The 13651-nt window shown below is 71.3% G+C and carries 12 protein-coding genes and 1 pseudogene; all 13 read right to left on the bottom strand.

Annotation, left to right across the window (positions count from 1 at the left end; all coding sequences use genetic code 11):
• Nucleotides 1-414: 414 nt before the first annotated feature.
• A pseudogene (locus ACQPZX_RS09980) lies at nucleotides 415-624 on the bottom strand (hypothetical protein); the annotation flags it as partial.
• Nucleotides 625-659: 35 nt separating this feature from the next.
• Nucleotides 660-1481 carry a DivIVA domain-containing protein gene (locus ACQPZX_RS09975; protein ID WP_433377507.1) on the bottom strand — a complete coding sequence of 274 codons (822 nt, stop codon included), beginning with the start codon at nucleotides 1479-1481 and terminating at the stop codon, nucleotides 660-662.
• A gap of 43 nt (nucleotides 1482-1524) precedes the next feature.
• Nucleotides 1525-1830, bottom strand: coding sequence for a YggT family protein (locus ACQPZX_RS09970; RefSeq protein ID WP_433377504.1), 306 nt, complete (start codon nucleotides 1828-1830; stop codon nucleotides 1525-1527).
• Nucleotides 1831-1852: 22 nt separating this feature from the next.
• The gene (locus tag ACQPZX_RS09965; protein ID WP_433377501.1) at nucleotides 1853-2557 is read right to left on the bottom strand and encodes a cell division protein SepF; all 705 of its coding nucleotides are present in this window, start codon (nucleotides 2555-2557) and stop codon (nucleotides 1853-1855) included.
• 210 nt (nucleotides 2558-2767) lie between these two features.
• Entirely contained in the window at nucleotides 2768-3478 is a 711-nt protein-coding gene (locus tag ACQPZX_RS09960) for a YggS family pyridoxal phosphate-dependent enzyme (protein WP_433377498.1), read from the bottom strand.
• Nucleotides 3475-4599, bottom strand: coding sequence for a cell division protein FtsZ (ftsZ, locus tag ACQPZX_RS09955; RefSeq protein ID WP_433377495.1), 1125 nt, complete (start codon nucleotides 4597-4599; stop codon nucleotides 3475-3477). The genes ACQPZX_RS09960 and ftsZ overlap by 4 nt, the downstream gene beginning before the upstream one ends.
• A 263-nt stretch (nucleotides 4600-4862) precedes the next feature.
• Nucleotides 4863-5633, bottom strand: a complete 771-nt coding sequence (locus ACQPZX_RS09950; RefSeq protein WP_433377492.1) for a cell division protein FtsQ/DivIB — start codon at nucleotides 5631-5633, stop codon at nucleotides 4863-4865.
• Nucleotides 5634-5637: 4 nt separating this feature from the next.
• The gene (gene murC / locus ACQPZX_RS09945) at nucleotides 5638-7071 is read right to left on the bottom strand and encodes a UDP-N-acetylmuramate--L-alanine ligase (protein WP_433377489.1); all 1434 of its coding nucleotides are present in this window, start codon (nucleotides 7069-7071) and stop codon (nucleotides 5638-5640) included.
• Nucleotides 7068-8180 carry an undecaprenyldiphospho-muramoylpentapeptide beta-N-acetylglucosaminyltransferase gene (gene murG / locus ACQPZX_RS09940; protein WP_433377486.1) on the bottom strand — a complete coding sequence of 371 codons (1113 nt, stop codon included), beginning with the start codon at nucleotides 8178-8180 and terminating at the stop codon, nucleotides 7068-7070. Before murG ends, murC begins: the two co-directional genes overlap by 4 nt.
• Nucleotides 8177-9556, bottom strand: coding sequence for an FtsW/RodA/SpoVE family cell cycle protein (locus ACQPZX_RS09935; RefSeq protein ID WP_433377483.1), 1380 nt, complete (start codon nucleotides 9554-9556; stop codon nucleotides 8177-8179). Before ACQPZX_RS09935 ends, murG begins: the two co-directional genes overlap by 4 nt.
• A gap of 69 nt (nucleotides 9557-9625) precedes the next feature.
• Entirely contained in the window at nucleotides 9626-10729 is a 1104-nt protein-coding gene (gene mraY / locus ACQPZX_RS09930) for a phospho-N-acetylmuramoyl-pentapeptide-transferase (RefSeq protein ID WP_433377480.1), read from the bottom strand.
• Nucleotides 10726-12111, bottom strand: a complete 1386-nt coding sequence (locus tag ACQPZX_RS09925; RefSeq protein ID WP_433377477.1) for a UDP-N-acetylmuramoyl-tripeptide--D-alanyl-D-alanine ligase — start codon at nucleotides 12109-12111, stop codon at nucleotides 10726-10728. Before ACQPZX_RS09925 ends, mraY begins: the two co-directional genes overlap by 4 nt.
• Nucleotides 12108-13613, bottom strand: coding sequence for a UDP-N-acetylmuramoyl-L-alanyl-D-glutamate--2,6-diaminopimelate ligase (locus ACQPZX_RS09920; RefSeq protein WP_433377474.1), 1506 nt, complete (start codon nucleotides 13611-13613; stop codon nucleotides 12108-12110). Before ACQPZX_RS09920 ends, ACQPZX_RS09925 begins: the two co-directional genes overlap by 4 nt.
• Nucleotides 13614-13651 lie beyond the last annotated feature (38 nt).

The raw sequence follows: 13651 nt of genomic DNA, 5'->3' as shown, positions 1-13651 counted from the left end.
CTGCTCGGCGGCGGTCTGGCCTGCGGCGGCGCTCTGGGCCGCGCCGGCCTGGGCGGCGTCGGGCCGGCGCCAGGCGTGCTCGTCGGGGTTCTCGCTGCGGGCCGCGTGGATCGCCTCGGCGGCGAGGTCGCGGTCGGGCTCGGAGACGAACTCGTCGTCGCGACGCGCGCCCGAGGCGCCGGTCATGCCGGCGACGGCGTCGCGACGCCCGGCCTCGTAAGCCTCGTCGACGTAGGTCTCGTCGACGACGGGCTCCTCGAGATCCAGATCGTCGTAGGCGACCGGGTCCAGCTGGACAGTCTCCCGCTTGTCCGACAAATCGGACTGGGCCGATTCAGCGGCGAAGGTCGCGCCTTCCGAGGCAAAATCTTCGGTGATGCGGTTCGCCGGCGCGGGCTCCGCGGCGTACTCGGGCGCGGCGGGGCCGGCCGCCGGCTCTCCGGCAGCCCTCTCGCCCGCGGCCCGGCGGGCGGCGCCGGACTGGCGCGCGCCGATCACCAGGGCGACCGCGGCCAGCAGGCTGGCCACGATCGAGCTGATCAGCAGGTTGCTCGATCCGCCGGAGAGTCCCAGCACGAGCAACGTCACCGCGACGAGGATGAGCAGCAAACTAGCAACGATCATGGCTCATCCTCGTCGAAGTGCCAGGGGAGTGAGGGTCAGCGCCCGGACTCGATGGCGCCGGTCCGGGAGCCGCCGTACGACCCGGCGAGGCCGGCCGCGGCGAGACCGCCGGAGCCACCGACCGCACGGCTCGAGTCGGCACGCGACAGCTCGGCGTCGAGGCCCTGGCCCCGGCCGTCGAGGTCGCGCAGCTGGCTCTCGAGGTACGCCTTCAGTCGAGTGCGGTACTCGCGCTCGAACTGCTTGAGCTCCTCGATGTGCTTCTGCAGCGCGGAGCGCTTGGCGTCCAGGCCGCCCATGGCCTCCTGGTGCCGCTGCCGCGCGTCACGCTCGAGGGCGTCGGCCTTGGCACGCGCCTCGCGGGTGACCTCCTCCGCCTTGGAGCGGGCGTCGGAGAGAAGCTTGTCGGCCTCTCGGCGGGCGTCGGCGACGTGGTCGTCGGCGGTGCGCTGGGCCATCATCAGCACCCGGAGGGCCTGCTGCTCGCCGTCGCCACCACCGGCGCCGCTGGGCGCGCCGGCCGGGCCGCCCTGGGCCCGCACCTGCTCCAGCTCCGCCTGCATCTGGCGAGCGGCCTGCTCGGCCTGCGCCTTGTCCCGCTGCACGCGGTCGAGCTGCGCTTTCACATCGTTGAGCTCGGCCGCGAGACGGGGGTCGGCACCCGAGACGGCTGGCGCGCCACCCCGGCCACCGCGCTCCATCTGGGCGCGCAGCTCGCTGTTTTCCTCGATCAGACGGGCGAGCTCACGCTCAACCTCGTCAAGGAAGGCGTCGACCTCCTCCTCGTCGTACCCCCGCTTGCCGATAGGGGGTTTCTTGAAGGCGACGTTATGCACGTCGGCCGGGGTCAGCGGCATCGAAACTCCTCGGGTCAGTCGCGGCCGCGGTTGGGGCTGCTGTCTAGCTGTACGTCACGATCAGATTCTTGAGCACGAACTCCATGAGCACGAACAGGATAACCAGCAGCACGATGAACGCCAGGTCCAAGCTCACGTTACCAATGCGCAGCGGTGGGATCACACGCCTCAACGCCTTGAGAGGCGGATCAGTGACGGTCCACACCGTCTCGAGTGCCGCCGAGGCACCTCGGCCGGGCTGCCATCGCCGTCCGTACTGGAGCACAGCGGACAGGACGAACCTGGCCAGCAGCACCAGAAAGAAAACGTAGACGATGAGGTAGAGGATCTGGAAAAGGATCGACAGCACGTCTGAGGGTCCCTCGTTCGGGCTAACTCTGAGTGAAGAACCCACCCTCAGCGATCTTGGCCTTGTCCTCCGCGGTGACCTGGACATTTGCCGGCGAGAGCAGGAAAACCCGGTTGGTCACGCGCTCGATCGTACCCCGAAGACCGAAGGCCAGACCGGCCGCGAAGTCCACCAGCCGGCGGGCGTCCCCCTCATCCATCTCGGTGAGATTGATGATGACCGGCACACCGTCGCGGAAGTGCTCGCCGATGGTCCGGGCCTCGCGGTACGTAGTCGGGTGCAGCGTCGTGATCTGGTACCGCTGCTCCTCCTCCACCGGGCGCGACTGCGGCTGCGGGGTGTGCACCTGCTGCGGCGCGAGGGCGAGGTTGTCGCGGGTGGCGTAGCTCGACGAGGTCGCCGGCTCACTCGCCGTGGTCGACCGGGTGATGGAGCGCACGCGGGCCCGATCCCCGTTTTCCACCCGATCGTGGTCGTCGAGGTCGGCGCGGGACAGCCGCTCGGAGATCCGGGACCGCTCGCTGCGGGCGCGCGGGACGGCCCGCTCCTCCTCGACGTCCTCGTCCTCGTCGCCGAAGTCCTCGGCGTACCGGTCGGACGAGTACCGGTCGCGGTCGCGATCGCGGTTGCGGTGGTAGGAGGGCTCGCGGTACTCGCGGTCGTCGTACCGCTCGTCATCCTCCTCGACGAGGCCCAGCCAGACGCCCGCCTTCCGAAGCGCGCTCATGCCCCCACCTCACTCCGCACCCCGGCGTAAGTGCCGACCCGACCAGCCATGTCCCCCACCTTTGTCCGCTGAGCGGCCCGCGCCCCCTGGCGTACCGCATTCCCCCCTTGCACGGGCCGGAGTCCGAAACGGACAGGCGACCCGCGGAAACCGTGCTGTTCCCCGCTAAGCGTTAAACAACACCTATGTAGTTTGCTGCCCGCCGCAAGGCTACCGCAGCGGGTTTCGCATTCCGAGCAAAGAAGTGCCGATCCGGACGTGTGTCGCGCCGTGCCGTACGGCCGCCTCGAGGTCGGCGCTCATGCCCGCCGAGATCGCGGTCGCCGCCGGATGCGCCGCGACCAGACGCCGGTGCAGGGCGGCGAGCTGCTCGAACGCGCGGTCCGGCTCCCAGCCCAGCGGCGCGACCGCCATCAGCCCGCCCAGCCGCAGCGCGGACGAGGCCGCCACGGCGTCGGATATCCGCCAGAGATCGTCGCCCACCGCGCCCCCACGCGAAGGGTCGCCGTCGATGCTCACTTGCACGAGCGCTTCCAGCGGTTCCGGGCGATCGGCAACGGCCCGCTCGAGCGCCGAGACCAGGCGCAGGGAGTCGACCGACTCGACCACGTCCGCGTACCCGGCCACGGACTTGGCCTTGTTGCGCTGCAACTGCCCGATGAAGTGCCAGCGTGGCGTCGCGCCGGCGGCGCGCGCCTCGGCGGCCTTGGCGGCCGCCTCCTGGTCGCGGTTCTCCCCCACGTCGGTGACGCCGAGCCCGGCCAGCAGCACGACGTCGCTCGCCGGGTACGTCTTGGTCACCGCCACCAGGGTGACGTCCTCCGCCGGCCGTCCCGCGCTCGAACAGGCGCGGGCGATCCGCTCCCGGACCTCGGCCAGCGAGGCGGCGAGCTGATCCTGACGGCCGGCGGTCTCGATCACGAGCCGTTCTTGAGGAAGTCCGGCACGTCCACATCGTCGAAGAGCACCCGGCGCGGCGTCTGCGCGGGCGCGGCCGCCGGCGTGGTGACCACCGGCGCCGAGGTGGCGGCCGGCGCGACGGACGTCTGGACCGGCGTCGACTTGCGGGCCGGCTCGGCCGGCTTGTACGACGGCGCGCCGCCGTCGAACCCGGCCGCGATCACGGTGACCCGCACCTCGTCGCCGAGCGCGTCGTCGATGACCGCGCCGAAGATGATGTTCGCGTCGGGGTGGGCCGCGTCGGTGACCAGCTGCGCCGCGTCGTTGATCTCGAACAGGCCGAGGTCGGAGCCGCCGGCGATGGACAGCAGCACGCCGCGCGCGCCGTCCATGCTCTGCTCGAGCAGCGGGCTGGAGATCGCCCGCTCGGCCGCCTCGACGGCACGGTTGTCGCCGCGCGCGCTGCCGATGCCCATGAGCGCGCTGCCGGCGTTGCTCATGACGCTCTTGACGTCCGCGAAGTCCAGGTTGATCAGACCCGGCGTGGTGATCAGGTCGGTGATGCCCTGCACGCCGGAGAGCAGCACCTGGTCGGCCTGGCGGAACGCGTCCATCATGCTGATGCCACGGTCGCCGAGCGCCAGCAGCCGGTCGTTGGGGATGACGATCAGCGTGTCGCACTGGTTGCGCAGCTCGTCGATGCCCGCCTCGGCCTGCACCTGGCGGCGCTTGCCCTCGAACGAGAACGGCCGGGTGACCACGCCGATGGTGAGCGCGCCGAGCTTGCGGGCGATGTTCGCCACCACGGGAGCGCCGCCGGTGCCGGTGCCGCCGCCCTCGCCGCACGTCACGAAGACCATGTCGGCGCCCTTGAGCACCTCCTCGATCTCGTCGCGGTGGTCCTCGGCGGCGTTCTTGCCGACCTCGGGCTGGGCGCCGGCGCCGAGGCCGCGGGTGAGCTCCCGGCCGACGTCGAGCTTGACGTCGGCGTCGCTCATCAGCAGCGCCTGGGCATCCGTGTTGATCGCGATGAACTCGACACCCTTGAGCCCCACCTCGATCATGCGGTTCACGGCGTTGACACCGCCACCGCCGATGCCGACCACCTTGATGACCGCCAGGTAGTTGTGTGGAGGTGTCATCGGGCTCAGCCTTCCCTTCGGGGTGGACGGGCGTCGCGGCGCAACTTCGACGTCCGCTGCCGTACAAGGGAGGGCGAGGAAACCCTCACCCTCTACTAGAGGCTTAGGGTTATGTCAACCATTCAACCTCTGGAGCAACGTAAGCGGACGACTGGCGTCAACCAAGGACCCGCGCGGCGTGTCGAGAGCCGCATGGGTGGCGAATATCCGACGCGGCCGTAACCTCCTGAGAAATACGCCGTTCGTGCCCGGATGTCCGACTGTCAGCGGATCGTCACGACCGTCGGCGCGCTGACATCGATCTCCTTCGAGGCCTTCTTCAGCAGCACCGTCGCGACCTGGCTCTTGGTGTCGTTCTGGGTGTCGTCGCCCCAGATCACCGTGCGGCTCTTGCTGAGCTCGAGCTTGATCTGCGCCGGCGCCGCCACCGAGATCGCCACCAGCTGCTCGCGGAGCTCCGGGCTGAGCGCGCCCAGCACGTTCAGCGCCGATTTCGTGTTCACATCGGACGGTCCGGGCGCCGAGGTGCGCACCAGCGGCAGCCCGTCGGGTTTGCGGGCGACCTCGCGGTAGGGCACGCCGGTCGCGTCGATCAGCGTCAGCTTGCCGGGCGCGGTCGGCACGGCCGCGATCGCCGTACGCTCCACCACCTCGACGACGAGCGTCGACGGCCAGCCACGCTTCACGGTCACCCGGTCGACCGCGGGGATGGCCCGCACCCGGGCCCGCACCGCGTCCAGGTCGACCCGGGCGAGCGGCTCGTTCCGCGGCACCGCGGCGGCCTCCTCGACCTGCAGCGGGGTGACCAGCTGGACGCCGACGACCTTGACGTCGCGCACGGCGAGCACCGAGGTGCCGTAGACCATCCAGACGAGCGCGCCGACGACGAGCACGACCCCGCCGGCGACCGCCCAGGGCAGGACGGCCCGCATCCGGCGCTGGCGGGCACGCGCCATGAACCGCCGGGCCGAGGACGGCACCGCGTCGGTGTTCGCCCGGACCAGCCGCCAGTTACGCCCGCCGCCCCCGCTCATGTGGCTACCCCTCGTTCAGCTCTCCGGCGAGAGCGGCCAGCAGCTCGTCGCCCATCAGGGAGATCGGCGGGGCGCCCATGGTCACCACCACGTCACCGGGCAGCGACCGGCGCACCACCTCGGCCGGCACGTCCTCCCAGTCGGGGACGAAGACCTTCCGATCGGCGGGCAGGTCGATCGCGGCGGTCAGCGCCACCCCGCCCTCGCCCGGCCCGCGCACCTCGCCCGGACCGAAGACCTCCATGACGATCACCTGGTCGGCGATCGCCAGCCCCTCGGCCAGCTCGGCCTGCAGGTCGCGGGTGCGGTAGACCCGGTACGGCTGGAAGACCACCAGCAGCCGCCCGTCGCCGGCCACCTCGCGCAGGGTCAGCAGCGCCGCCTTCACCGAGGTCGGGTGGTACGCGTACTCGTCGTAGACCCGCACGCCCTCCGCGATGCCCTTGCGCTCGAAGCGCCGGCGCACGCCCGGGAACGACTCCAGCGCCTCGGTGATCTTGTCGAGCGGCAGGCCCAGGCGCAGCGCGGTGAGCACCGCGGCCGCGCTGTTCAGCCCCATGTGGCGGCCGGGCAGCGCGAGCTTGATCTCGCCCAGGTCACGCCCCTCGAACGAGGCCCGGTAGCGCACGCCGCTCACCGTGGAGACGACCTCGCTGATCCGCAGATCGGCGAGCTCGCTCTCGCCGTACGTGAAAACGCTCTTGCCTTGAGCGCGAAGCGCCGCGATCAGCTCCTGCGTGCCCGGATCGTCGGCACATGTCACGACAAAACCGGAAGTGTCGGTCAGCGAAGCGAACTCCAGGAAGCCGGCCTTGAGCCCGTCGAGGTCGCCCCAGTTGTTGAGGTGGTCGGCCTCGATGTTGGTGATGATCGCGACGTGCGGCCGGTAGATCAGGAACGACTTGTCGCTCTCGTCGGCCTCGGCCACGAAGTGCGGCCCGGTGCCGTGGTGGCCGTTGGAGCCCGCCTCGGAGATCTCGCCGCCGATCACGAACGACGGGTCCTGACCGGCGTGCTGGAGGATCACCGTCATGATCGAGGTGGTGGTGGTCTTGCCGTGCGTGCCGGCCACCGCGATCGTCTGCCGGTTGGTCATCGCGGCGGCGAGCGCCTCGGAGCGGTGCATGATCCGCAGGCCGCGGCGCCGCGCCTCGGCCAGCTCGAGGTGGTCGTGCGGGATGGCGGTCGAGTAGACGACCGTGTCGACGCCGTCGAGGTTCTCCACGACGTGCGCCATGTGGATGGTGCCGCCGAGCGCGCGCAGCCCGGCCAGCGCCGGCCACTCGCGCAGCTCGCTGCCGGACACCGGCACGCCCCGGGTGAGCAGCAGCCGGGCCAGGCCGGCCATGCCGACCCCGCCGATGCCGATCAGGTGCACGCTGCCCAGGTCCTCGGCGGTCAACTCGCCGGCCGGGCTCAGCTCCGAAGAAGAGATCATCGCGCCTTCGCCACCGCTTCCAACACAAACTCCAGGAGGGCCTCGTCACCGTCGCGGCGTCCGTACCGCGACGCGGCCGCGCCCATCATCGCGAGCCGCTGCCGGTCGCGTGCCAACGGGATGATGTGCTGCTCGATCCACTCGGGGGTCAGCTCGCTGTTGTCGACCAGGACGCCGCCGCCCGCCTCGACCACCGGCAGGGCGTTGCGCTTCTGCTCCTGGTTGCTGTGCGGGTACGGCACGTAGACCGCGGGCACGCCGAGGGCGGTCGTCTCGGCCACGGTGATCGCGCCACCCCGGCAGAGCATGAGGTCGGCCGCCGCGTACCCCAGCTGCATGTCGGAGAGATAAGGCACCACGACGTACGGCACCGGGAGGTCGTTGGGCACGTCGAAGGGGTCGTTGCGCCCGCCCTGCACATGCAGCACCTGGATGCCGGCGTGGGTGAGCCGCTTGGCCGCCGCGGCCACGGCGAGGTTGATCGTGCGGGCGCCGGACGAGCCGCCCGAGACGAACAGCACCGGCAGGTCGGGGCGCAGCCCGAACTGGTAGAGCGCGTGCGGGCGCAGCGCGGCCCGGTCGAGGTGGGTGAGCGCGGTGCGCAGCGGCACGCCGACCACCCGGGCGTCACGCAGCGACTCGGCCTGCTGCGGCTGGGTGGGGAAGCCGACCGCCACGTTCTTGGTGAACTTCATGCCCATCCGGTTGGCCACGCCCGGCGGCACGTTCACCTCGTGGATCACGATGGGCACCTCGCGGCGCCACGCGGCCAGGTAGGCCGGGACCGAGACGTAGCCGCCGAAGCCGACCACGACCTCGGCCTGCACCTCGTCGAGGATCTTGCCGGCCGCGTGCGCCGACTTGTACATCCGGTCGGGGGTGCGCAGCAGGTTCAGGTTGATCGACCGGGGCAGCTGGAACGCGGGGATGACCCGCAGGTCGTAGCCGGCCGCCGGGATCAGCTCGTTCTCCATGCCCTTGGGGCTGCCCAGGGTGGTGATGCGCACGTCCGGGAAGTGCCTCTTGAGCGCATCGGCGAAGGCCAGCAGCGGGTAGATGTGACCCCCGGTGCCTCCCCCGGCGAGCACGACCGACCGCAGCGACATCACCGTCTCCTCTCAGCCCCCGCGGAGGCGGGCGACCGGCCCGTGCTGCCCGGCTGCCGTTGCGGGGGGAGCGGCGGCAGCGGGGCCCAGAGTAGCCGCACCCATCTCGCGGGCGGACGGGCGTTCAGGGCCTTGGCCGCGTCCGGCTCGGCGCGGGCGAACGAGGCGAGCATGCCGATCGCCGCGAGCGTCACGACGAGGGCGCTGCCGCCCGAGGAGATGAACGGCAGCGGGAGGCCGGTGATCGGCAGCATCCCGGTCACGCCACCGATGTTGATCACCGCCTGGGAGACCAGCCAGGTGGTGATGGCCGTGGCGGCCAGCCGGCGGAACGGGTCGGCCGAGCGGCGCGCGATCCGGAAGCCGGTGTACGCGAGCACCGAGAGCAGCGCGAGGATCACCACGCAGCCGACCACGCCCAGCTCCTCGGCGACCACCGCGAAGATGAAGTCGTTGGAGGCCTCGGGCAGCCAGTTCCACTTGAGCACGCCCTTGCCCAGCCCGACGCCGAACCAGCCACCCTCGAAGATCGCCGAGCGGGCCTGGATGATCTGGTAGCAGGCGTCGTTGAGGTTGCACTTCTCGATCGGCTGCAGGAAGTTCGTGAGCCGGGCCAGGCGGTAGTTCTCGTCGCCGGCGTCGGTCGAGCCGGAGCCCGCGCCGCCGGAGGCCGCCGCGATGAGCAGGCCGACACCGGCCAGGCCGAGCACGCCGAGCGCCGCGAAGACCCGCAGCCGCACCCCGGCCGCCCAGAGCAGGCCGATGATCAGCGCGAGCAGCACCAGCATGGTGCCCAGGTCGTTGTAGCCGACCAGGACGAACAGCAGGCCGACCATGGGGAACAGCGGGCGGGACAGCTCGCGCCAGTGCCCGAGCGCCGCGCCCTTGCGGGCGATCACGTCGGCGCCCCAGAGCACCATGCCGAGCTTCGCCAGCTCGGCGGGCTGCAGGCCGATCGGGCCGAGGTAGAGCCAGAGCAGCTTGGCGTGGATCGGGCCGAGCGTGGCGTTCTCGATCGCGCCCACCGAGGTGAGCGCGCCCAGCAGGTCCAGGACCGCGAGCAGCACGATCGCCAGGCCGAGGATGTACTTGCCCAGGTCACGCAGGGTGCGGGCGGGCAGCCGCTGGCAGACCCAGAACATCACGAGGCCGAGCAGCGCGTACACGGACTGGTTGGCGATCGCCGAGAAGGCGTTCCCGTTCTCGTGGTACGCCTTCACGCTGGTCGCCGAGAAGACCATCGTCAGGCCGATCAGCAGGAGCAGGCCCGAGCTGGCGATCAGCAGGTAGTACGAGGAGAGGGGCCGGGCGAGCAGCCCGTGCACGGCCGGCAGGAGCTGCCTGCTCAGAGACGGCTTCTGCGCCCGGTTGTCCGCCATGGACACATCATCGTGGGGGCGACACGCCAGGCCGCGTTACCTCGCTGGCGTGTCGCCTCTCGATGTGACTCAGCCCATGACCGCCAAGAAGTCCGAGTAGAAGAGCCCGAGGCCGATCGCCACGCAGATGCCCGCGACGATCCAGAACCGGACCACGATGTTGACCTCGCTCCACCCCGCCAGCTCGAAGTGGTGCTGCAGCGGCGACATCCGGAACACCCGTTTACCGGTGGTCTTGAACGAGATGATCTGGATGACCACGGACATCGTGATGATCACGAAGAGACCGCCGATGATGATCGACAGCAGCGTGGTGCGGGTGGACACGGCCAGGCCGCCGATCAGGCCGCCCAGCCCGAGCGCGCCGGTGTCGCCCATGAAGATGCGGGCCGGGGACGTGTTCCACCACAGGAAGCCCACGCAGGCCGCCGCCGCGGCGGCCGCGATCATCGAGATCTCCAGCGGGTCGCGCACCTGGTAGCAGTAGGCGTTGTGCAGCTGGTAGTCGGTGTCGCCGCACCAGTGGCGATACTGCCAGAAACCGATCAGCGCGTACGCCCCGAGCACCAGGATCGACGCGCCGGTGGCCAGGCCGTCCAGGCCGTCGGTGAGGTTCACGCCGTTCGACATCGCCATGATCACGAACACGAAGACGAGCACCGACCCGACCTTGCCGACGTCGAGCCAGCTGATGTCCCGGATGAACGAGATGTGCTCGCTCGCCACGGTCTGGCCGTTGGTGCTGGCCACGTAGAGCGCCGCGATGCCGAAGCCGGCGCCGACGATGAGCTGGCCGAGCAGCTTGCCCTTGGCGCTCAGCCCGTCCGAGTTGCGCCGGCGCACCTTGAGGAAGTCGTCGAGGAAGCCGACCACGCCGCAGAACACGAACAGCCCGAGCAGGACCAGGGCCGTCATCGTCGGGCCCTCCTGCGCGATCTGCCGCTCGGGCAGCGTGGTCAGGGCGACGTGGCCCGCCACGTAAGCGAAGACGGTGGCCACGATGAACGCGACACCGCCCATCGTGGGCGTGCCCTTCTTGCCCTGGTGGCTGGCCGGGCCGAGAGAGCGGATCGGCTGGCCGGCCTTGAGCGCGGTGAAGACTCGGATGGCCACCGGCGTGCCGAACAGCGAGATGATGAACGCGACCGCGGCCGCGACTATGACTGCCCTCACGGGCGACCCTCCTCGGGACGCAGCCCATCGACCACGTCCCACGTGCGGTACCTGGACCCCTTCACGAGCACGACGTCGCCGGCTCGCAGATCCCCCCTGACGATCTCGAGCGCGGCGGCCTGATCCTCCGCGAAGATCGCCTCGCCGGTCCACCCCTGGACCGCCGATGCCCCGTCCAGGATCGGACGGGCGTTGCCGGCGACCGCGACGAGCCGGTCGACGCCGAGCTCGGCCGCGAGCCGGCCGACCTCCTCGTGGCCGTCGCGCTCGTGCTCACCGAGCTCGGCCATGTAGCCCAGCGCGGCGATGTGGCGGCCCCCCGGGTTCATCGCCGCGAGCGCGCGCAGGGCGGCCGCGGTGGACGACGGGTTCGCGTTGTAGGAGTCGTCGATCACCGTGACGCCGTCGGGGCGGACGAAGACGTCCATCCGGCGGCTCGACACGATGCCGATCTCCCCCAGCGCGCCGGCCACGTCGTCGAAGGCCATCCCCAGCGACAGCGCCACCCCGGCCGCCGCGAGCGTGTTCGCGACTTGATGACGTCCCGCCACCGCCAATCGAACATTTCCGATTTTTCCATTAAAACTGATTGTGTACGCGGCGCGGCCTCGCTCGTCGAGCGTGACGTCCGTGGCTTTCACCTCGGCCGACGGCGACTCCCCGGTCAGCAGGACGCGCGCGGCCGTCCGCGGCGCCATCCCCGCCACCAGCGGATCGTCGGCGTTGAGCACCGCGACCCCGGTGGCCGGCAGCGCCTCGACCAGCTCGCCCTTGGCCAGCGCGGTCCCCTCGACCGAGCCGAACTCCCCGATGTGCGCGGCCCCGATGTTGAGCACCACGCCCACCTCGGGCCGGGCAATCTCGCAGAGGTACCGGATGTGCCCGATCCCCCGCGCTCCCATCTCGAGCACGAGGAAGCGGGTCTGCTCGGTCGCCTGCAGCACCGTGTACGGGAAGCCCAGCTCGTTGTTGAGGGAGCCGGCCGGCGCGATGGTCTCCCCGTGTCGCGCCAGCAGCTGCCCGATGTAGTCCTTTGTCGTCGTCTTTCCGGACGACCCGGTCAGGCCGACGATCGTCAGCTCCGGCAGCCGCTCGACGACCGCCCGCGCCAGCGACGCCAGCGCGGCGAGGGGCTCCTCGACGACCACGCCCGGCTCCCCGGTGTCCCGGGTGCTCAGCACCGCCGCCGCCCCGGCCTTCACGGCTCCCGCCGCGTAGGCATGGCCGTCGACCTTCTCGCCCTCGAACGCGACGAACAGCCCGCCCGGCCCGATCTTCCGGGAGTCGTACTCGACCCCGCCGGTCACGGCCAGTGACGGCGAGGCATTGACGAGACGCCCCCCGGTGACCTTGGCGATCTCATCCAGAGTCATGCGGATCAAGAGCCACTCCCCAGGGCCGCCGCCAGCTCGACCCGGTCGTCGAACGGCAACATCTGCCCGTTGACCTCCTGGCCCCGCTCGTGCCCCTTGCCGAGCAACGCGATCACGTCGCCGGGGCCGGCGAGCCGGACCGCTTCGTCGATGGCCGCCCGCCGGCCGGCCACCTCGATAATTTTCGCTGCCGCACCGGCTTCATCGGCGCCGGCCCGCACCGCCGCCCGGATCGCCGCCGGGTCCTCGGTGCGCGGGTTGTCGTCGGTCACGATCACCAGATCGGACCCGCGCGCCGCGGCCGCGCCCATCAGGGGCCGCTTGCCCTTGTCGCGGTCGCCGCCGGCCCCGATCAGGCAGATGACCCGCCCGCCCCGGCCCGCCGCCAGCTCGCGCAGGGCCGCGAGGGCCGCCACGATCGCGTCCGGCTTGTGCGCGTAGTCGACCACGCCGAGCACCTCGCCCGGCGCGTCCACCCGCTCGAGCCGTCCCGGCACCCCCGGGCAGGCCGCGATCCCGCGCGCCGCCACCGCGGCGTCCACCCCCACGGCCACCAGGGAAGCAAGCGCGAGCAAAGCGTTCGACACGTTGTGCTGGCCGGGCAGCGAGACGCCGGCCTCGACCGTGATCCCGCCCGGACCGTGCGCCCGGAACCGCTGCCCGAACGCCGAGGGCCGCACGCCCGACGCCCACCAGGTCGCCGTCTCGTCGCCGGCAGCCGAGTAGCTGACCGTCGACGGCTTGAACAGCGGCTTGAGCGCCGGGTCGTCGTGGTTGAGGACCTCGACCCGGCTGCGCCCGTCGAAGAGCTTGGCCTTGGCCGCGAAGTAGTCGTCGACATCCTTGTGGAAGTCGAGGTGGTCGAGACCGAAGTTGGTGTAGCCGCCGACCGCGAACCCGATCCCGTTGACCCGGCCGACCGCGAGCGCGTGGCTGGACACCTCCATGACGACCGCGCTGACGTCGCGCTCGGCCGCCGCGGCCAGGATCGCCTGGAGGTCGGTCGCCTCGGGCGTGGTGCGCACGCTCGCCACCACCAGGTCGCCGAGCCGGGTCTCGACCGTGCCGATCAGCCCGGTCACCAGCCCGGCGGCGCGCAGCCCCGACTCCACCAGGTACGCCGTCGAGGTCTTGCCGGCCGTGCCGGTGATGCCGATCATCGTGAGCCGCGCGGACGGGTCGCCGTAGATCGCCGCGGCGGCCGCGCCGAGCACGGCCCGCGGGTCGTCGGCGACCAGGACCGGGAGCCCGGCCTGCCGCGCCTGATCGGAACCGGCGGCGTCGGTCAGCACCGCCACCGCGCCGGCGGCCACCGCCGCCGGGACGAAATCGGCGCCGTGCCGGTTGGCCCCGGCGAGGGCGGCGTACAGGTCACCGGGACGCACGTCGTGACTGCTGTGCGTGATCCCGGTGACCTCGACGTCCGCGCCGGTCAGCGAGGCCGGCAGCAGGGCCGCCAGGCGCTCCAGCCGCGTCGGCGCGACGGACTCGGGACGGGGAATGCCGGACACGGCGTCAGACCCTACCCGGTGACCGCATACGAGAAGAA

It is taken from the genome of Actinoplanes sp. CA-142083 (genome assembly GCF_050942195.1).
In the GTDB taxonomy this organism is placed as follows: Bacteria; Actinomycetota; Actinomycetes; order Mycobacteriales; family Micromonosporaceae; genus Actinoplanes.
This window is presented reverse-complemented; position numbering and strand designations above follow the sequence as displayed.

Coding starts and splice junctions, on each gene's coding strand:
- ACQPZX_RS09965 (WP_433377501.1), bottom strand. CDS start 2,557: ATGAGCGCGCTTCGGAAGGCGGGCGTCTGGCTGGGCCTCGTCGAGGAG.
- ftsZ (WP_433377495.1), bottom strand. CDS start 4,599: ATGACACCTCCACACAACTACCTGGCGGTCATCAAGGTGGTCGGCATC.
- ACQPZX_RS09975 (WP_433377507.1), bottom strand. CDS start 1,481: ATGCCGCTGACCCCGGCCGACGTGCATAACGTCGCCTTCAAGAAACCC.
- ACQPZX_RS09935 (WP_433377483.1), bottom strand. CDS start 9,556: ATGGCGGACAACCGGGCGCAGAAGCCGTCTCTGAGCAGGCAGCTCCTG.
- murC (WP_433377489.1), bottom strand. CDS start 7,071: ATGATCTCTTCTTCGGAGCTGAGCCCGGCCGGCGAGTTGACCGCCGAG.
- ACQPZX_RS09950 (WP_433377492.1), bottom strand. CDS start 5,633: ATGAGCGGGGGCGGCGGGCGTAACTGGCGGCTGGTCCGGGCGAACACC.